The sequence below is a fragment of the Proteus columbae genome, assembly GCF_002777965.1.
In the GTDB taxonomy this organism is placed as follows: domain Bacteria; phylum Pseudomonadota; class Gammaproteobacteria; order Enterobacterales; family Enterobacteriaceae; genus Proteus; species Proteus columbae.
On the sequence record NZ_NGVR01000021.1, the window covers coordinates 51,364 to 70,868 of the forward strand.

18 protein-coding genes are annotated in these 19,505 nt (G+C 38.8%); 15 read left to right on the forward strand and 3 right to left on the reverse strand.

What is annotated here, in order from left to right; translation table 11 throughout:
- Positions 1-127: 127 nt before the first annotated feature.
- Positions 128-781, forward strand: a complete 654-nt coding sequence (locus CBE70_RS09690) for a class I SAM-dependent methyltransferase (RefSeq protein ID WP_100159191.1) — start codon at positions 128-130, stop codon at positions 779-781.
- 163 nt (positions 782-944) lie between these two features.
- On the opposite strand, the gene CBE70_RS09695 is transcribed toward CBE70_RS09690, so the two are convergent.
- Positions 945-1,613, reverse strand: a complete 669-nt coding sequence (locus CBE70_RS09695; RefSeq protein ID WP_100159192.1) for a DedA family protein — start codon at positions 1,611-1,613, stop codon at positions 945-947.
- Between the two features lie 125 nt (positions 1,614-1,738).
- The gene (metC, locus tag CBE70_RS09700) at positions 1,739-2,929 is read right to left on the reverse strand and encodes a cystathionine beta-lyase (protein WP_100159193.1); all 1,191 of its coding nucleotides are present in this window, start codon (positions 2,927-2,929) and stop codon (positions 1,739-1,741) included.
- A gap of 329 nt (positions 2,930-3,258) precedes the next feature.
- Here metC and exbB point away from each other — a divergent pair, with 329 nt between their 5' ends.
- From exbB to yedF, 14 genes are all read left to right on the forward strand, one after another.
- Entirely contained in the window at positions 3,259-4,269 is a 1,011-nt protein-coding gene (exbB, locus tag CBE70_RS09705; protein ID WP_100159194.1) for a tonB-system energizer ExbB, read from the forward strand.
- A gap of 6 nt (positions 4,270-4,275) precedes the next feature.
- On the forward strand, positions 4,276-4,704 hold the full coding sequence (gene exbD, locus CBE70_RS09710; RefSeq protein WP_006535192.1) for a TonB system transport protein ExbD: 429 nt from the start codon (positions 4,276-4,278) through the stop codon (positions 4,702-4,704).
- 1,884 nt (positions 4,705-6,588) lie between these two features.
- Positions 6,589-7,713, forward strand: a complete 1,125-nt coding sequence (gene hybO / locus CBE70_RS09715) for a hydrogenase 2 small subunit (RefSeq protein ID WP_100159195.1) — start codon at positions 6,589-6,591, stop codon at positions 7,711-7,713.
- Positions 7,710-8,723, forward strand: coding sequence for a hydrogenase 2 operon protein HybA (gene hybA, locus CBE70_RS09720; protein ID WP_036911746.1), 1,014 nt, complete (start codon positions 7,710-7,712; stop codon positions 8,721-8,723). The genes hybO and hybA overlap by 4 nt, the downstream gene beginning before the upstream one ends.
- Entirely contained in the window at positions 8,710-9,891 is a 1,182-nt protein-coding gene (gene hybB / locus CBE70_RS09725) for a Ni/Fe-hydrogenase cytochrome b subunit (protein WP_072069442.1), read from the forward strand. Before hybA ends, hybB begins: the two co-directional genes overlap by 14 nt.
- Positions 9,888-11,591, forward strand: coding sequence for a hydrogenase 2 large subunit (gene hybC / locus CBE70_RS09730; protein ID WP_064718974.1), 1,704 nt, complete (start codon positions 9,888-9,890; stop codon positions 11,589-11,591). Before hybB ends, hybC begins: the two co-directional genes overlap by 4 nt.
- Positions 11,591-12,079 carry a HyaD/HybD family hydrogenase maturation endopeptidase gene (locus CBE70_RS09735; protein ID WP_100159196.1) on the forward strand — a complete coding sequence of 163 codons (489 nt, stop codon included), beginning with the start codon at positions 11,591-11,593 and terminating at the stop codon, positions 12,077-12,079. Before hybC ends, CBE70_RS09735 begins: the two co-directional genes overlap by 1 nt.
- A complete protein-coding gene (gene hybE / locus CBE70_RS09740) occupies positions 12,076-12,570 on the forward strand; it encodes a hydrogenase-2 assembly chaperone (protein WP_099074172.1) in 495 nt (164 codons plus the stop codon). Before CBE70_RS09735 ends, hybE begins: the two co-directional genes overlap by 4 nt.
- Before the next feature lie 62 nt (positions 12,571-12,632).
- Entirely contained in the window at positions 12,633-13,880 is a 1,248-nt protein-coding gene (gene hypB, locus CBE70_RS09745; RefSeq protein ID WP_100159197.1) for a hydrogenase nickel incorporation protein HypB, read from the forward strand.
- Positions 13,871-14,137 carry a hydrogenase maturation factor HybG gene (gene hybG / locus CBE70_RS09750; RefSeq protein ID WP_100159198.1) on the forward strand — a complete coding sequence of 89 codons (267 nt, stop codon included), beginning with the start codon at positions 13,871-13,873 and terminating at the stop codon, positions 14,135-14,137. Before hypB ends, hybG begins: the two co-directional genes overlap by 10 nt.
- On the forward strand, positions 14,124-15,260 hold the full coding sequence (hypD, locus tag CBE70_RS09755; RefSeq protein ID WP_075674243.1) for a hydrogenase formation protein HypD: 1,137 nt from the start codon (positions 14,124-14,126) through the stop codon (positions 15,258-15,260). The genes hybG and hypD overlap by 14 nt, the downstream gene beginning before the upstream one ends.
- Positions 15,257-16,276: a hydrogenase expression/formation protein HypE gene (gene hypE / locus CBE70_RS09760; RefSeq protein ID WP_100159199.1), complete on the forward strand. Its 1,020-nt coding sequence runs from the start codon at positions 15,257-15,259 to the stop codon at positions 16,274-16,276. Before hypD ends, hypE begins: the two co-directional genes overlap by 4 nt.
- A gap of 208 nt (positions 16,277-16,484) precedes the next feature.
- A complete protein-coding gene (yedE, locus tag CBE70_RS09765) occupies positions 16,485-17,711 on the forward strand; it encodes a selenium metabolism membrane protein YedE/FdhT (RefSeq protein ID WP_100159200.1) in 1,227 nt (408 codons plus the stop codon).
- Entirely contained in the window at positions 17,708-17,950 is a 243-nt protein-coding gene (yedF, locus tag CBE70_RS09770) for a sulfurtransferase-like selenium metabolism protein YedF (RefSeq protein WP_006535172.1), read from the forward strand. Before yedE ends, yedF begins: the two co-directional genes overlap by 4 nt.
- Positions 17,951-18,022: 72 nt before the next feature.
- Here the strand turns inward: yedF and rdgC are convergent, their stop codons facing one another.
- Positions 18,023-18,931 (reverse strand): recombination-associated protein RdgC, encoded by a 909-nt coding sequence (rdgC, locus tag CBE70_RS09775; protein WP_100159201.1) that lies wholly within the window; start codon positions 18,929-18,931, stop codon positions 18,023-18,025.
- Positions 18,932-19,505 lie beyond the last annotated feature (574 nt).

A 19,505-nucleotide genomic window follows, 5' to 3' on the forward strand; every position in this document is an offset into this window, starting at 1 on the left:
GTTTTTCGCTGTGTCTAGACGAAATAGCATGACATAACTATAACTGTAAGGTTGTAGAAATAGGAGATGAATTATTCCTCTTAATAACGACAACAATTCAAATTGTAGTTAATTTATAAGGAGTAATATGGAAAGTCATTATTTAACATTAAACCAAGAACATTGGGATAAACAAGCCGCAATGGAAAATCAGTGGTCTAAACCTGTAAGTGATGAAGAAATCATCGCTGCAAAACAAGGAAACTGGAAAGTCCATGATTTATCAGAAGGCCAATTAAGTAAAGACCATCAATTGGCACAAAAGCATCAGTTAGATTTAGTAACAGTTCAAGGTGATATGGCTGATTTAACCGCATTTGCTGATGAAAGTTTTGATATTGTTTTTCACCCTATCTCAAATTTATATGTACCGGATGTTAATCCCGTTTGGCAAGAGTGCTACCGTGTTTTGAAAAAAGGCGGTGTACTTATGGCGAGTTTTTATAATCCCGTTGTTTTTATTGATGATAGAGATCCGCAATTGCGTTCACAGGGATTAATAAGACCAACTTACCGCTTACCATATAGTGATCAAGGTTCACTACCTTCGGATATTCTGCAAGAAAAAGTCGCAAGAGGCGATGGACTTGTATTTGGTCATTCTTTAACTGACCTTATTGGTGGGCAGCTAAAAGCGGGATTCTTATTACAAGATTTTGTTGAAGATTTTGCCCCTCATGCTCGTTTTCTCGTTGATAGTTATATACCAACGTTTATTGCGTCAAAAGCAATTAAGCTTTAACGACAAACAGATTAAGGCAAAAAGATGACGGTGATAAATATCAATGGATTTTTACTAAGATATTAAAAAGATAGGAGATAAGATAATGAACAACTGAACTTTTGAGATATTAGATAATTAAAAAACGCCATTATGATGATTAACATAACGGCGTTTTTTTTAATTATTTACTACTGGCGCTATTTTTACGATGGCGAATATACATCACAATCGAGCCAATTAAGCCCGCACTTAAGAGCAATACAGGCAATGTCATCAAGATATTCATGACAAGTGTTTCATGCTTTTGTACAAATGGGATCAGGTTTAGCACATAGCCTAAAGAAACAATAATCCCTACCCACAAGAAGCCACTTAACCAGTTAAATATTTGAAAGCGACGTTGTTGTAATTCTGATAAGCCAGCCAGAGTCGGTAATAATGTACGCACAAATCCAATAAAACGGCCTAGCAATAGCGCATACAAGCCTTGGCGATGAAAGAGATCATTTGCCTTATGATGATATTGCTCTGGTAATTGAGCCATCCAACGTTTAACCACTTTTGTATCACTTAGCCAACGGCCTTGTAAAAAGCCGAGCCAACTCCCAATACTAGCGGCAGTGCCTAATATAATGATAGTCGGGAAAAAGTGTAAAACACCTTTTGCAATTAAGGCACCGCAAAGAATAAGCAGTGTATCTCCTGGTAAAAATGCGGCGGGTAATACCCCGTTTTCCAGCATAATAATAACAAAAAGAACAATATAGATAACCCACAGCACATTTGGATTAGCTAACACCATATAATCGTGTTGCATTAGCGCGTGAATGATCTCTTTTAATGTACCCATTAGCGAACTCGCATTAAAAAAGGACTTTATGTTCGCTATTCTAACGCAAAATAAAGAGAACAGTTTGATTTAATCCCTGTGGAACCACAGGGATAGATTTTTTTTAATAAAAAATTCATTCTTTATTAAGAAATACGTAAAAAGGCTTGTTCAAGATCTTCAATAAGGTCATCTACATTTTCTAATCCAATATGAATGCGAAAGAGTGTTCCTGTAAATATTGGCTGAGTTTCATACTGACGCATTGCTTTAATATCATTAGGTTGATAACCCAAAATTAAAGATTCAAATCCTCCCCATGAAAACGCCATCTTAAATAATGAAAAATTATCTAAAAAAATCGCAAATTCTTCTGAGGTAAGTATTTTCTTCAAACTAAAAGAAAACAATCCGTTACTACCTGTAAAATCACGTTGGAAATATTCATGTCCTGGGCAAGAGGCTAAGGCAGGGTGAAAAACGTTATCAACTAAAGGATGTTGTTTTAACCAACGAGCAACTTCTAATGCACTTTGTTCGTGTTGTTTCATCCTGACTGGTAATGTTCTTAATCCTCTTGCCGTCATATAAGCTGTATCAGGATCAACACATTGGCCTAATAAATAAGTGTTTTCACGTAACTGCTCCCAGCAACGTTCATTAGCTACAGCAAAACCTAACATGCCATCAGAATGACCATTAATATATTTTGTGGCAGATTGGATTGAGATATCGGCACCCAATATTAGTGGTTTAAGTAGTAATCCTGCCGCCCAAGTGTTATCAATCATAATAATGATTTCAGGGTTGTATTGGCGAACTGAATTGACTATTTCTTGTAGATCTTGAATTTCCATCGTAATTGATCCCGGCGATTCAAGAAAAACGATTTTTGTTTCAGGACGTAGCAATTGGCTGATCTCTTTGCCGATTAAAGGATCAAAATAAGTCGTAGTCACTGAAAATTTACGTAAGATCTGATCACAAAAATTTTGAGTTGGATCGTAGGCAGAGCCTGTAACAAGAATATGAGCACCTTGCTCAATAAATGCGAGTATAGATTGTGTAATAGCCGCTGCACCTGAAGGAAATAGTGCACAGCCTGCACCTTGCTCTAATTCAGTTAAAGCTTCTTGTAAGGCAAAATGTGTGGTTGTGCCTCGACGACCATAAAAAAGCGTACCTTCCGCTCGTTTTTTCGTTGCTTCACGTTTTTGTGCAACGGAATCAAAAATAACGGATGATGTTCGTTGTATAATTGGATTTACTGCGCCTTGGGAATATTTTTTAGCTCGACCTGAAAGGAGGAGTGAGGTTTCTTGTTTTTTTAGCGTCATCCTTAATACCTTCTTTTAATTGATGGTGTGTTTACCTCAAGTTAATGCATTTTTTGGATAAGTACAAAAGGCTTGCAAGGTAGTTGATAAAATTTCACGTTACGTGAAAGAACGATAATTTGTCTTAAAAAGCGACAAATGAAAAAAAAATAGCCAAATAGTAATGATAATTACTATCAAAATGCTTCATGTTTGATATCATTTGAGCGTTTTCTCTTTCCTGATGGCAAACAGGATGATTGTAAGCGAACGATTTTGGGTAAGTAGTGGCGTAAAGATGTCATTACTGAATAAATAAATAGATAAAAAAGAGAGTAAAAGGCCAACTGATGCGTAATTTGACAGCTTCTATTCTATTGGCAATCGGTCTGACAGGCTCTGCTTTTGCGGATACGACTCCTGCCACACCAACTGAACAGCCAACTACTGCTGCCGTTTCTTCAACAGCTTCTACACCGGGAACTGCTACACCAACAACTACGACTTCTTCTACGACCTCTGCAACGGGTAATGAAGTAAAAGCAGTCGGTACTGAAACCACTAAGCCTGAAGGTGAAAATACACCTGTAACAACGGCTGAGAATTCAGAAAATGTACCTTCAGCGACAGAAAATACACCATCAGAAGTACAACCTGAAATGGTTGCTGGTGGTGGATTCGCTGAAGATTTATCTGTAATGGGCATGTACCGTAATGCAGACTTAGTCGTTAAAAGTGTCATGATTGGCTTACTATTAGCCTCTATTGTAACTTGGGCACTATTTTTCGCGAAAGGAAGCTACTTGATTTCACTGCGTCGTCGCTTAAGAAATGAGACAGCTCAGTTAGTTGAAGCGAAATCACTTAATGATGCGTTAGCGATTAGCAAAAAATTTGGTAATAAGAGCGCAACCGCTGATTTCTTTAATGATGCAGAATTAGAGCGTACTTATTCTCAAGAAAGTAAAGTGGCATCAGGTATTAAAGAGCGTGTTGAAATGCGTATGGAACGTCGCGTTGCAGCAATTATCCGTGAATTAGGCCGTGGTAATGGTTACTTAGCCACAATTGGTGCAATTTCTCCTTTTATCGGCCTTTTTGGTACGGTTTGGGGGATCATGAATAGCTTCATTGGTATTGCACATTCTCAAACGACAAATCTTGCTGTTGTTGCACCAGGTATTGCAGAAGCGCTATTAGCAACCGCGATTGGTCTGATTGCGGCAATTCCAGCGGTTATTATCTATAACATTTTTGCTCGTATGATCGCGGGTTATCGTGGTGAAATTGGTGATATCGCAACTGGTGTGGTGACATTAGTCAGCCGTGATTTAGATATTGAAAACAGCAAAGCAAGGTAATGAATTATGGCAATGCGTCTTGGTGATGATTCAGGTGATGATAATGAATTGCATGATATCAATGTGACGCCTTTTATTGATGTCATGTTGGTTCTACTCATTATCTTTATGGTGGCGGCACCTTTAGCTACTGTTGATATAAAAGTAAATTTACCCGCTTCAAGTGCTAAACCACAGCCTCGCCCTGAAAAGCCTGTTTATTTAACGATTAAGTCGGATAAACAAATTTTCATTGGTGAAGAGATGGTTACACATGAAACGATGGCGAATGTGTTAGATACCATGACACAAGCAAACAAAGAGACAACAATCTTTTTCCAAGCTGATAAAACGGTTGATTATGAAACGTTAATGGCAGCAATGGATTCGCTAAGAAAAGCGGGTTATCTCAAAGTTGGACTCGTGGGAATGGAAACCGTCTCTACTGGTGGTTAAATTTTAGCAAATAAGCTATTTATCTAAGTATTATTACGCTATTTTAAAAGCACTTTATTTGTCGTTGTGAAATGATGAATAAAGTGCTTTTTTGTTGTGTAGAAGAAATAGAGTTTATATTTTTATCGTTTTTAATAGTTATCGATATTATTAATAAAATTGAGTTAGAATAAAATTTAACTTTAGTATTAAATAATATTAATAATAGATAGATTAAGTTACAGAATAAATAATTAATTAAGTTTATTGAGCAATAGTGGGCTGAATCAATTAATGCTAAGTAGATATCATTATTTAAACTCCTCTAACATTAATATTCATTAACTCTTCATTTTTTTTCATTTTTAGATCCGTTTAAGTCAACTTTTTAAAGTTAAATTTATCTATAACCTTGTGATTTATAATGTCTTTATGTGAATTTGATTTAAGTGTAAAAAAGCTTGCGCAAAAAATCTTATTGGATATAATGCACACACGTTACAAATTGAAATATTCTGTAACGTGTTATAACGCCTAATTTATTTATTATCTAAGTTATCCGTATTTGGGTACTTATTTTTTTATTGCACCAGGTAGACCGTTGTTTTCAGTCATTCCAATTTCGGGTAAGTAGATTTTATTTACTTATTCAAACCACTTCTTATCTTTGATAAGCAGTGAGTAAAATAAAACGTGAAAGGCAGAGAACTACACATAGCATTTTATTATTTTAATAAATTTAGAAGCCATAACATTTCGGTGTTATGGCTTTTTTATTTTGTTTGTTACACCTGCCGTTACTACCGCTTCTGAGCTGAGATCACCAGAGTGTGTTGTTGTGTACTATTTTGATGCTTATTTCCAGTTTATCACCCATTATCAGCCAGACCTTACCTGATTAAAAAACACAAACAGTTAACAATGTATTTTTCAAATTTTTAGATTTATGACCACTTCTTTTATCTATTCTCACAAAAAAAAGAAATCGGCTCTATTTGGGGATTATTTCTCGATAAATTGTGTTTTTTTTATCCAAAAAAACAACAGGGATTTAACATTAAATTTTATTTACGTTAATTTCGTTATAAATTCGATATGTTATAAAATAACCTAATAAAATTATTGCCATTATGTACTGATTAGTAATTATTAATGATCTTGCCTTTTGGAAGTCGTCTTATATCGATAGGTATTTAATTTTATAGCGGTTTTATGCTAAGGGAACTTCTTATTCCAAAAACGCATATACTTATAACTATATGAAAAATGATAAGAAAAATAGGTTAATATTTGATTATAAAATAAACATTATCATGATGATTAAAAATTAATAACAAAAGAAGCATTGCTAAAGTGGTAATGAAAATAAGCTGAAATTAAATATATTAATGTAATCATTTCTTGTTTATGAAATGCAATTTTTAACATTATTGATGATGTAATGTAAAGGTTGATAATATGAAAAAAAGAGTCATCATTATAATTAAAAAATATATTGAAACTTTTTTTTAATAATTTTTATTAGAAATTAAAAATAATGAATTATTAATTTTGTATTATTTTAAATATATTGTCTTATAATTTGGTTGTTTTTTGTGTTTTCTGTAAGTGGCTGATTAGTCGTGGTTTAAATTCATGCTTCCCCTGCAATGTTTGGATAATGATAATTATTTCTATTTCCTTTATCATTATTAAATAGAGTTTTAATAAATTTAAAATGACGGAATATATAAAAATTAGATATTAAACCTTATATTGCTGAAACGTTTTTACTCACATAAAAGAATAATTTATTTTTTAATGAATTATCGCTTGATAATGATCAAGTCATTATTGTGTCGGAGTGTTAAAAAGGCGGTGTTTTAAAATTATTCCAATTAAAAATCATCATATCAGGAGAGATATATGGCCTTGGGGAATAATGTTTTTTCCCATCATGGTATTAACCGACGCGATTTTATGAAATTGTGTGCTGCATTGTCAGCTACCATGGGATTAAGCGGCAAAGCTGCCGCAGAAATGTCAGAAGCAATGGCGTCATCTGAGCGCCCACCTGTTATCTGGATTGGTGCTCAGGAATGTACTGGGTGTACGGAGTCTTTATTACGAGCAACTCACCCGACTCTGGAAAACCTTGTGCTTGATGTTATCGCACTCGAATACCACGAAGTGCTTTCTTCTGCTTTTGGTGAGCAAGCTGAAGAAAATAAACACAATGCGATGGAGAAATACAAAGGTAAGTACGTCCTCGTTGTTGACGGTTCAATCCCAGACAAAGATGGCGGTGTTTACTGTATGGTTGCAGGAAAACCAATTCTTGAGCATATCAAAGAAGCCGCTGAAGGGGCTGCTGCGATTATTGCTATTGGTTCATGTTCTGCATGGGGTGGTGTACCTGCTACTGGGGGTAACCCAACAGGTGCTAAATCACTGGAAGCGATTTTACCGGGTAAAACCGTTATCAATATTCCAGGATGTCCACCAAACCCACATAACTTCTTAGCTACTGTTGCACATATTATTACTTTCAACAAATTGCCTAAGTTAGATAGCAAAAACAGACCGCTTTTTGCTTATGAGCGTTTAATTCACGAAAACTGTGAACGTCGCCCTCATTTTGATGCGGGTCGTTTTGCTAAAGAATTTGGTGATGAAGGTCATCGTCAAGGCTGGTGTTTATACCATTTAGGCTGTAAAGGCCCTGAAACTTATGGTAACTGCCCAACATTAGAATTCTGCGATGTCGGTGGTGGGATTTGGCCAGTCGGTATCGGTCACCCTTGCTATGGTTGTAACGAAGAAGGTATCGGCTTTACTAAAGGTATTTTCCAATTAGCGAACGTTTATCAGCCAACACCAAAAGCACAAGTGCCTGATGTTAATGCAAAAGAAGGTGGTGGTGTCTCTTATGGTGCTGCTGGCTTACTGGGTGCTGTCGTGGGTGCAGTTGCGGGTGTCAGTGTGATGGCTGTGCGTCAATTAGGCCGTGACAAGAATGCCACAGGAGCCTCACAGGAGGATAAACGGTGAATAGGCGTCATTTCTTTAAGCTGGCATCAGGTGGGGTTCTCCTTGCGGGAATGGCTCCCACTGCGAGTCATGCTGCGGCGCAGAACCGTCCCCCAATTCCTGGGTCTCTCGGTATGCTCTACGACTCTACACTGTGTGTAGGCTGTCAAGCATGTGTCACAAAATGTCAGGAAATTAATCACCCGGAGCCAATGGAGCGTGGTGATACTTACGCTAATGGTGATCCGATTTGGTCAAACAATGACAAATTAAGTCCTTACACAAATAACATTATTCAAATTTGGCGTGATGGTACTGGTGAAAATAAAGACCAACTGGAAAACGGTTATGCCTTTATTAAGAAACAATGTATGCATTGTGTTGATGCAAACTGCGTTTCTGTTTGTCCTGTTTCTGCGTTAACCAAAGATCCAAAAACCGGTATTGTCCATTATCATGCGGATATCTGTACAGGTTGTCGTTACTGTATGGTGGGATGCCCTTATAACATTCCAAAATACGATTATGATGATCCATTTGGTAAGCTCTATAAATGTGAGCTTTGTAACCAAAAAGGGGTTGAGCGCTTAGATAAAGGTTTATTACCAGGCTGTGTTGAAGTTTGTCCTACTGGTGCAGTTATTTTCGGTACACGCGAAGAGTTGTTGGAAGAAGCCAAACGTCGTTTAGCGAAAAAAGCGGGTGAAGAGTATCATTACCCACGTCAAACCATTAGTGGTGGCGATACTTATCTACATAAAATTCCTGAATATCAAGATCATATCTATGGTGAGTTTGAAGGTGGCGGTACGCAGGTCATGGTACTTTCTGCTGTTCCTTTCGACAACTTAGGAATGCCAGAAGTGGCACCATTATCAACGGGTGCACGTTCTGAACATATTCAACATACGCTGTACAAAGGCATGGTATTACCAATAGCAGCCCTTGCAGGGATCACCTATTTGGTTAACCGTAATAGTAAAAAACAAGAGCAGGAACACCACAAGGAGGATAACGATGTCGAGTCATGATCCTCGTCCACTTGGCGGTAAGTTATTTACTCTAGCAGTAAGAGTATTTTTACCGCTTGCTGTGCTCGGTTTTATTCTTATTGGTAAGCGTTTGGTATTAGGTCTGGGCGATGTCTCTGATCTGAATGGGGGATATCCTTGGGGTATTTGGATTGCCTTTGACTTATTGATAGGAACAGGCTTTGCATGTGGTGGTTGGGCACTTGCATGGGCTGTTTATGTCTTTAATAAAGGGGAATTTCACCCATTAGTGCGCCCTGCATTGTTAGCGAGCTTGTTCGGCTATTCATTAGGTGGTTTATCTATCGCCATTGATATCGGTCGTTATTGGAACATGCCTCACTTCTTTATGCCGCAATACTTTAACGTTAACTCAGTGTTGTTTGAAACAGCGACCTGTATGACCATCTATATTATGGTGATGGCATTAGAATTCTTACCTGCGTTATTAGAACGTTTAGGTTGGAAAGTGTCGTTGAAACGTCTTAATAAAGCGATGTTCTTTATTATTGGTCTTGGTGCTTTACTGCCAACCATGCACCAATCTTCAATGGGATCATTAATGATTTCAGCGGGTTGGAAAGTGCATCCATTGTGGCAATCTTATGAGATGTTACCTGTTTTTTCTCTGTTAACTGCGTTTCTCCTTGGTTTCACTATCGTTATTTTTGAAGGTTCGCTGTTAAAGGCAAGCCGCACCATGAACGATGATGAAACACCGCTATTTACCAAGTTAACTAAAGTGATCGAAGTGTTATTGATTGCTTTCTTGGTATGTCGCTGGGGCGAAATTATTTGGAACGGTAAACTGAGTTATATCGGAAATGGGGATATGTTCTCGTGGTTATTCATTGCTGAAAGTGCATTATTGTTACTTCCTCTTATTTTGATGCATTTAAATAATAACCGCCGTAGTCCAAAAATGTTGTTTGTCTGTGCTGTATTTATCTTAATTGGCGCAGCAATGTGGCGTATGAACTACTCTTTAGTTGCTTACAATCCAGGCAATGGTTACCACTATTTCCCAACAGCAAGTGAATTGCTGATTTCTATTGGTTTTGTTGCATTTGAAGTAACTGCTTACATTCTTATTATCCGTTTACTGCCGGTTTTACCTGCACAAACAGACTCAAATATACAATTAAAAAAGGCTGAGGTTAAATCATGAGCCAACGCATTACTATTGATCCTATTACCCGTATTGAAGGGCATTTACGCGTCGATTGTGAAATTGATAACGGAAAAGTTGTTAAGGCTTGGTCTTCCGGTACCATGTGGCGCGGAATGGAGGAGATCCTAAAAGGAAGCGATCCTCGTGATGCATGGATTATCGTGCAACGTATTTGTGGGGTTTGTACGACAGTTCACGCAATTGCCTCAGTACGTGCTGTTGAAGATGCCTTAGGTATGGATATTCCTGTCAATGCGCAGTATATCCGTAACATTATTTTGGCTTCTCATATTCTTCATGACCATATCGTCCACTTCTATCAGCTTTCTGCGATGGACTGGGTTGATATTACTTCAGCGTTACAAGCTGATCCTGAAAAAGCGTCAGCGATGTTAAAAGGCGTTTCTCAGTGGCAATTGAACTCTGCTGAAGAGTTCAGAAAAGTTCAGAAGAAAATTCAAGGTCTGGTTGACAGCGGTCAGTTAGGTATTTTCGCTAATGGCTACTGGGGTCACTCAGCCATGAAATTACCACCAGAAGTTAACCTGATTGCTGTTGCTCACTATCTGCAAGCACTTGAATGTCAGCGTGATGCCAACCGTATCGTTGCGGTTCTGGGGGGTAAAACACCACACATTCAAAACTTGGCTGTAGGTGGTGTTGCTAACCCAATTAACCTTGATGCACCAAGTGTTCTTAACTTAGAACGTCTAATGTATGTGAAGCACTTTATCGATAATCTTGGCGATTTTATTGAACAAGTTTATAAAGTCGATACTGCGATTTTTGCTGCTTATTATCCAGAGTGGTTAAAAATTGGGAAAGGCGCGAACTACTATTTATCTGTACCTGAATTACCTATTAACGGTAATAACACTGAGTTTTTATTGTCTGGTGGTTATATGGAAGGCGTTGATTTCTCAACGTATCGTCCAATTAAAGACTGGAAAGATGAAAACCTGAAAGACGGTATTGAAGAAAGTGGTAAACACGCATGGTATGAAGATGATGAACCATTAAAACCATGGGAAGGTTTGACCCGACCTAAATATACAGGTTGGGATGAGAACGAAAAATACTCATGGGTTAAGTCACCAACATTCTATGGTAAACCTGTTGAAGTGGGTACATTAGCATGGTTAGTGTGTGGTTTAGCAGGTAAGCATGAAGGTACTGTTAAACACTATAACGAAATTAATGGAATCTATACTAAATTAACAGGTGAAACACTGGTTAATGAGCAGTTAGAGTCAACTTGGGGACGCATTATTGGACGTACTGTTCATGCTTGCGTATTACAAGATTCTCTGAACTTCTTATGGCAATCACTGGTTGATAATATTGGTCGTGGCGACACGGCTGCCTTTATTAAACCTGAGTTTGAACCAGGTAAAGAATACCGTGGCGTGGGCTTTGAAGAAGCTTCTCGCGGTATGTTATCTCACTGGATCGTGTTTAAAGACGGTAAAATCACTAACTATCAGGCGGTTGTTCCATCAACATGGAATGCGGGTCCTCGTAACTTTAATGATGAACCGGGTCCTTATGAGCTATCACTTGTTGGTACACCTGTTGCTGATCCGAAAAAACCATTAGAAGTGGTAAGAACAATCCACTCCTTTGACCCATGTATGGCGTGTGCTGTGCATATGGTTGATTTAACAGGTAAAGAACTAAGTAAGGTGAAGGTATTATAATGCGAACTCTCGTCTTAGGTATTGGTAATTTATTACTAAGCGATGAAGGCATTGGTGTTCGTATAGTAGAAGCGCTCGAAGAGCGCTTCTCTTTACCAGAGAACGTCGATGTTATTGATGGTGGCACATCTGGCATGGAAATTTTGCAAGATATCGCCGCCAGAGATCTCCTGATTGTTGCCGATGCGGTAAGAAGCAATCATGAGCCGGGCAGTATTTTTGTGTTACATGATGATGATGTTCCCGCACTTTTCACGCAGAAGATCTCACCTCATCAGCTAGGTTTATCTGATGTATTAATGGCACTGCGCATGACAGATGAATTTCCTCGTAAACTCATTTTAGTCGGCATCGAGCCTGCATCATTAGAACCTAGCATGTCGCTGTCTGAAATTGGTCAAAAATCAATGGAAGTTGCATTAGAACATGTCGTCAATATTTTGCGTGAATATGGCATTCCTGTCACACCCAAAGAGGTAACAGCATGAGTGAAATAAGCTGGGATATCGTAGGATACGATGAACCGCCTGTTGAGCAACTTGAAGCACGTTTTAGCGAAATTGCTGAAAAAGAGATGAAAGGGCTTCCTTTTTATCGCGAAGGTGTTCCTGTAAAAGCAGGAGGCTTTACCTTATTTGAAAATCAGTGGATTGGGGCTGTTCTAACACCTTGGATGCTAGAGCTTGTCGTTTTTCCGGGGCCGTCACAAGAATGGCCACATCGAAAAGTAGGTGATCGCATTGGGTTAGAATTGCCTTGTGGTCAGATTAAGTTTGTTGTGGGTGAGCTTGCAGGTGATATGCAATATCTCGCGTGTTCATTAATGTCGCCACTTGATAGACACCTTTCAGGTGAACATGCTGTTGAGTTGGTGGAAAATAGTGTAAAAATGGCACTTTCTCTTCCTGTTCAGACACAATCCGTAGCAGAAGTTGATTTAAGTCGTCGTTCTCTCTTCCGTGGTCAGTTAAGATCATAGTGTAGAAATTTTACGCGACACAGAGTCACATTCTTCTTATTGAATAGTACAGGAGTCAGAATATGTGTAGCACTTGCGGTTGTGGCGAAGGCAATGTCAGAATTGAAGGCGTAGAGCCTCATTCACATGAGCACCACCATCATCACTCTCATGACCATGATCATCACGACCACGGTCATCATCATGATCACGGCCATCATGGGCATGATCACCATCATGAACACAATGCTACTCCAGCGAATACTGTTCATAAATACATTGATAAGTCTGAACAAAAGCATAAGCATAACTACGAAACACATGGTCAGCCTATCATTGTTCATCACCACTATTACCATAACAGTGGCGATGTTCATCTCCATTTTCATAACGATGCACAGCTAAACGAAACTCCTGTTTTCCATGAACATCATCATGGACATGACGATCATCATGAGCATGATCATTCACACAATCATGACCATTCTCACAGTCACGACCACGACCATGCTCATGATCATAGCCATGAGCATTCACATCATCATTCTCACAGCCACGATCACGATCATGCACATGGTCATGACCATGATCACGAAGAGCAATTTAGCCCTGTGATTGAAAATCAGAATATGCATTATGGCCAAGGTGAAGCAGGAACACATGCTCCCGGTATTAGCCAAAAGCGTATGCTGAAAATTGAAATGGACGTGTTGGATAAAAATAACCGTATTGCCGTTCATAACCGCGAACATTTTGAACAGCAAAATGTGCTGGCATTGAATTTAGTTTCAAGCCCTGGTTCTGGTAAAACAACACTGTTAACACAAACATTAAAACAGTTAGCCCAACGTGTGCCTTGCGCTGTGATCGAAGGGGATCAGCAAACCACTAATGATGCGGATCGTATCCGTGAAACAGGTGTGCCAGCTATCCAAGTGAATACAGGTAAAGGCTGTCACCTTGATGCACAAATGGTGCATGATGCGACACATCAATTAGGCTTACAAGATAACAGTGTTCTCTTTATTGAAAACGTGGGTAACTTAGTTTGCCCTGCCAGTTTTGATCTGGGTGAAAAGCATAAAGTTGCTATTCTTTCTGTCACTGAAGGTGAAGATAAGCCACTGAAATATCCGCATATGTTTGCTGCGGCTGATTTAATGATTATCAACAAAATTGATTTGGTGCCACATCTGAATATTGATGTTCAAGCCTGCATTGAATCCGCTCGCCGTGTTAACCCAAATATCGAAATCATTGCGTTATCAGCAACAACGGGTGAAGGCATGGAAGAGTGGTTAGCTTGGTTGGAGAGTCGTTTATGTGTTTAGGTGTTCCAGCTAAGATTGTTGAGGTGGGTGAAGACGTCCACCAGATCGCTTATGCCGAAGTCAGTGGCGTCAAACGTGCTGTTAATATTTCGATGGTATGTGAAGGCGAACCGAGTGAATTATTAGGCAAATGGGTACTTATTCATGTGGGATTTGCCATGAGTATTCTTGATGAGCAAGAAGCACAAGATACTCTTGATGCATTACAGCATGTATATGGTGTGACTCTCGAAGAGGCTGATGATGCAGTACGTTGATGAATTTCGTGATCCCGAACTTGCGAAAGCCTTACTAGCCCAAATTCGTGAAACTATTTCACAATGGCCTCATCCTATTAAACGCCCATTACAAATTATGGAAGTGTGTGGTGGGCATACTCATGCCATTTTTAAATTTGGTCTAGATCGCTTATTACCCGAAGAAATTGAATTTGTTCATGGGCCGGGTTGTCCTGTTTGCGTATTACCAATGGGGCGAATTGATGCATGTTTAGAAATCGCAGCTCGTCCTGATGTAATTTTCTGTACTTTTGGTGATGCAATGCGTGTACCAGGTCGTAATGGCTCAATGCTTGATGCGCGTCGTCGTGGCAGTGATATTCGTATTGTTTATTCACCGCTCGATTCACTTAAAATTGCACAAGATAACCCAGATAAACAAGTTGTCTTCTTTGGTTTAGGTTTTGAAACTACGATGCCAAGTACCGCAATGACGCTACAACAAGCGAAATTGCGCGGACTTAAAAACTTCTCTCTGTTTTGTCAGCATATTACTATCGTGCCTACTTTGCGTTGCCTATTAGAACAAGATGATGTTCGCATTGATGGCTTTATTGCACCGGGGCATGTGAGTATGGTGATTGGCTGTACGCCATATCAACCGCTATGTGACGAATTTGAAAAGCCTTTTGTGGTGACAGGATTTGAACCATTAGACTTATTGCAAGCTATACTGATGGTCATTAAACAACTTAAAGCAAAAGCAGAAAATACAGATTATGTTTTAAGTATTGAAAACCAATATAGTCGCATTGTACCGAATGAAGGTAATAAGTTGGCTCAAAAAGCACTTAGCGAAGTGTTTATGTTAAAAGAAACCAGTGAATGGCGTGGATTGGGTGAGATCCCAATGTCAGGTATTCAATTAACACCTGCTTATTCTGAGTTTGATGCTGAATTGCGTTTTACTCCCGCACCGCAGAAAGTGGCAGATAATCCACAATCTCGCTGTGGCGATGTATTAACAGGACGATGCAAACCTTCTGATTGCCCACTCTTTGGTAAAAGTTGTACACCAGAAACGGCATTGGGAGCTTTGATGGTATCATCTGAAGGTGCATGTGCGGCTTATTATCAGTATCGCCGTGAAGGTAATATATGAAACAACCTGATGAAATCACCTTAGCCCAAGGAAATGGTGGGCAAGGTATGCAACAACTTATCGAAGGACTGTTTTTAAAAGCGTTCGATAATCCATTATTAAATGAAAAAGAAGACCAAGCACGGATCGCGTTAAATGAATTAACCACTCTTGGCGATCGTCTTGCTTTTAGTACAGATAGCTATGTTATCGATCCCATTATTTTCCCCGGCGGAAATATTGGTAAATTATCGGTCTGCGGTACGGCTAACGATCTTTCTGTGGGTGGTGCGGTTCCTCGTTACCTTTCATGTGGTTTTATTCTTGAAGAAGGGCTTCCTTTTGAAACCCTCGAAACCCTTGTCATGGCGATGGCGAAAGCAGCCGCACAAGCAGGAATACAAATTGTTACGGGGGATACTAAAGTTGTTCCTCGAGGTGCTGCGGATAAGATTTTTATTAACACCGCGGGTATTGGTGTGATCCCAACCAAAATTCATTGGGCGGCATCGAATATCAAAGCCGGCGATAAGATCTTAGTCAGCGGTACTATTGGCGATCACGGTGCAACAATCCTGAACCTTCGTGAAAATTTAGGATTAGAAGCAGATCTACAAAGTGACTGCGCTGTTCTTGAGCCAATGATCGCACCTTTACGTCAAATTAAAGGTATTCGCGCATTACGTGATGCAACACGAGGCGGAGTGACTGCAATTTTACATGAATTTGCACAAGCCAGTGGTTGTGGCATGAACATACATGAAAGCAAATTACCCATGAAACAAGCTGTTCGTGGTGTATGTGAATTATTAGGTCTTGAAGCACTGAATTTTGCTAACGAAGGAAAAATTGTTTTAGTGGTATCACCAGAAGCGGAAGCACAAGTGCTTGAAGCATTACATCAACATGCTTTAGGGAAAGAAGCTTGTACAATTGGTGAAGTTACAGAAGATAATTATATTCGTTTAACGGGGATTTTCGGTACTAGCCGTATCCTCGACCTACCTTATAACGAGCCATTACCTCGTATCTGCTAAGTTTTTATCTTCCACTTACCAATCAAAAAATAAAGAGATTGATAAGTGGAAGACGTTGCCCGTTTGTTACAAAAAAATTGTTATAACGCAAATTTCTCTCATTTATCTGAATTCTGACTCTTTGATAAAAAAATTATCGGAGTAACATGTTCGCCTCATCCTACTGCGTGGAGAGTGTCTCTCGTAGAGGTAAGCTCTAGGAAAAAACATGTCTTGGTCAGAATTTAAATCTCAATACCTGATCCGTTTTTGGAAGCCTCTTCCAGCAGTAATTGCGGCAGGTATCTTATCAACTTACTATTTTGGTTTAACCGGCACTTTTTGGGCTGTCACTGGTGAGTTTACTCGCTGGGGTGGTCACGTTATGCAATGGTTTGGCGCTCATCCTGAAGAATGGGGGTATTTTAAAATCATCGGTCTTGAAGGTACGCCATTAACGCGTATTGATGGTGTGATGATTATCGGGATGTTTGGCGGTTGTATTATGGCAGCTCTTTGGGCCAATAACGTCAAACTTCGTCATCCTCAACATAAAATTCGTATTCTTCAGGCTGTTCTAGGTGGGATCATTGCAGGCTTTGGTGCTCGTCTAGCAATGGGTTGTAACCTTGCTGCCTTCTTTACTGGTATTCCTCAGTTCTCTTTGCATGCGTGGTTTTTTGCGGTTGCAACGGCAGTTGGTTCTTACTTTGGCGCCAAGTTATCATTGATGCCTTTGTTTCGTATTCCAGTAAAACTGCAAAAAGTCAGCCAAGCTTCACCTATCACTCAAGATAAACAACGTGCGAAACGTCGCTTTAGATTGGGAATGGTTATCTTTTTTGCCATGATTGCGTGGTCTTTAATTATTCTCTTTGATTCACCAAAATTGGGCTTCGCCATGCTAGGCGGTATTGGTTTTGGTATTTTAATTGAACGTGCGCAAATCTGTTTTACGTCTGCTTTCCGTGACTTATGGATAACAGGCAGAACCCATATGGCAAAAGCGATTATCATCGGTATGGCGGTGAGTGCCATTGGGATCTTTAGCTATGTCCAATTAGGTGCAGCACCTAAAATTATGTGGGCAGGACCTAATGCGGTTGTCGGTGGTTTGTTGTTTGGTTTTGGTATTGTGCTTGCTGGTGGGTGTGAAACTGGCTGGATGTATCGCGCTGTTGAAGGTCAAATTCATTTTTGGTGGGTAGGATTAGGTAATGTGATTGGTTCGACGTTACTGGCTTATTATTGGGATGACTTTTCAGCCATCTTAGCAACCGATTATGACAAAATTAATTTACTTGATACTTTTGGGCCAGTAGGTGGATTAGGCGTGACATATCTGATGTTGGGTCTGTCATTTGTGTTGTTGCTTTGGTGGGAAAAACATTTCTTCCGTAAAAAAGCACAGCAAGCACACTCTATTTCAACCCAGATTAATAAGGAAATCGCATGAGCCAGAAAGATACCATTATTCCTGATTATCGTTTAGATATGGTTGGCGAACCTTGTCCGTATCCAGCAGTCGCGACATTGGAAGCTATGCCATCATTGAAAAAAGGCGAGATTTTGGAAGTTGTGAGTGATTGCCCTCAATCAATCAACAATATTCCACTTGATGCGAAAAATTACGGTTATACCGTGTTAGATATTCAACAAGATGGTCCGACGATCCGTTATTTAATTCAAAAATAATCTTTATTTTTCATTAAATAAAAAAACAGCCTATACATAGAGAATGATAGGCTGTTTTCTTGAATAATATTATTACTCTGCTTCGCCGCCTAGGACTTCGGTGACTCGTTGAATTAAAGCGCTGAGTTCACCCGTCATTAAAATAAAGTCGGCATCAAAACGTTGGGCAAAATCGGCTTTATCAATATCATCATTTTGCTCACGTAAAGTTTCACTGAATTTAATGCGTTTGATTGAACCATCATCACAAAGCATAAACTGAAGGCGATCTTCCCAATCTACAGAAAGTTTGGTGACAAATTTACCTGCTTCAATATGTGTCGCAATTTCGTCAGAAACTAATTCTTGTTTTTTACAACGAATAACGCCACCTTCATCTAGCACAGCTTTTAGTTCTGCTTCATCCATCAAGGTAAAACCGGCTGGGAGTTCTCCAGATCGTACCCACTCTGTCATTTTTAATTCAACGGATTCATTAAAGTTTAGTGGAACTACAGGTAATGAACCCAAGGTTTTACGTAACAATGCTAAATTGTCTTCGGCACGTTTTGCACTGCCTGAATCAACAATAACGAGTTGTTTTTCTAAATCTAGCCAAATAAATGTTTGTGAAAATTTACTAAATGCACGAGGAAGCAGAGTATGCACCACTTCATCTTTTAAGGTGGCTTTCTCTGTTTTTTTTAGTTTACGACCTTGCTCACCTTCAAGTTTTTCAACTTTGTCTTGCAGTGCTTGTTTAATGACTGTCGCAGGTAAAATTTTGTCTTCTTTTCGTGCACACATCATGACTTGTTTGCCAGCAACATGGATAAGCGCTTCACCACGATCACCCATCGGCGAAACCCAACCTGTTCGAGTCATATCTTGGCTACTACAAGGTGTGAATGCCAATGAGGTAAGCTGTTGTTCTAACTCATCCATTGACAGTGCTATCTCTTTATTTAAGCGATAGACCAAAATATTTTTAAACCACAGCATCTGACATTCCCCTTAATCATTATTTACCGCAATATGATACTGAATGTTTAGGGTATCTAAAAGGTAATATCCCTTAAAAGAAAATCTATATAGTGTTATTTAATAAAAAGATAAAAAAAGCTGAAACGAATAATTAGTAAATCCAATCTATGATAATGAGTGTTATTCTTATTTGTAGTGAATTGATTAAGAATATTAATGATGAAATAACATGATTTTTAGCATAAGCCATTATGTGATAATAATCACAAGATTTTATTTTTATACTCTTTTTTGTTTACAAACTGAAATCACTTTCAGATTTATCTCTGCATTAATTTACAAAACAAAAATATTCTTGACTCTCATATGTGATTATTATCACAAAATCAGGAAAATGTAAGGGGGGCTTTTTCATAATTAACAAGGTGATTAAGATCACAAATATTGATCTTTTTTTTTCAAATATCGTTAAAAGAGCACGATTGGGCTTTTTATATTAACCATTGTAATAATTTAGATTTTGTAATGTTTCATTGGGTTTTGTTGTTACTTGTACGTATTGATTAGATATTGTGATTGAATGGCATTCTTA

Coding starts and splice junctions, on each gene's coding strand:
- CBE70_RS09690 (WP_100159191.1), top strand. CDS start 128: ATGGAAAGTCATTATTTAACATTAAACCAAGAACATTGGGATAAACAA.
- CBE70_RS09695 (WP_100159192.1), bottom strand. CDS start 1,613: ATGGGTACATTAAAAGAGATCATTCACGCGCTAATGCAACACGATTAT.
- metC (WP_100159193.1), bottom strand. CDS start 2,929: ATGACGCTAAAAAAACAAGAAACCTCACTCCTCCTTTCAGGTCGAGCT.
- exbB (WP_100159194.1), top strand. CDS start 3,259: ATGCGTAATTTGACAGCTTCTATTCTATTGGCAATCGGTCTGACAGGC.
- exbD (WP_006535192.1), top strand. CDS start 4,276: ATGGCAATGCGTCTTGGTGATGATTCAGGTGATGATAATGAATTGCAT.
- hybO (WP_100159195.1), top strand. CDS start 6,589: ATGGCCTTGGGGAATAATGTTTTTTCCCATCATGGTATTAACCGACGC.
- hybB (WP_072069442.1), top strand. CDS start 8,710: ATGTCGAGTCATGATCCTCGTCCACTTGGCGGTAAGTTATTTACTCTA.
- hybC (WP_064718974.1), top strand. CDS start 9,888: ATGAGCCAACGCATTACTATTGATCCTATTACCCGTATTGAAGGGCAT.
- CBE70_RS09735 (WP_100159196.1), top strand. CDS start 11,591: ATGCGAACTCTCGTCTTAGGTATTGGTAATTTATTACTAAGCGATGAA.
- hybE (WP_099074172.1), top strand. CDS start 12,076: ATGAGTGAAATAAGCTGGGATATCGTAGGATACGATGAACCGCCTGTT.
- hypB (WP_100159197.1), top strand. CDS start 12,633: ATGTGTAGCACTTGCGGTTGTGGCGAAGGCAATGTCAGAATTGAAGGC.
- hybG (WP_100159198.1), top strand. CDS start 13,871: ATGTGTTTAGGTGTTCCAGCTAAGATTGTTGAGGTGGGTGAAGACGTC.
- hypD (WP_075674243.1), top strand. CDS start 14,124: ATGCAGTACGTTGATGAATTTCGTGATCCCGAACTTGCGAAAGCCTTA.
- hypE (WP_100159199.1), top strand. CDS start 15,257: ATGAAACAACCTGATGAAATCACCTTAGCCCAAGGAAATGGTGGGCAA.
- yedE (WP_100159200.1), top strand. CDS start 16,485: ATGTCTTGGTCAGAATTTAAATCTCAATACCTGATCCGTTTTTGGAAG.
- yedF (WP_006535172.1), top strand. CDS start 17,708: ATGAGCCAGAAAGATACCATTATTCCTGATTATCGTTTAGATATGGTT.
- rdgC (WP_100159201.1), bottom strand. CDS start 18,931: ATGCTGTGGTTTAAAAATATTTTGGTCTATCGCTTAAATAAAGAGATA.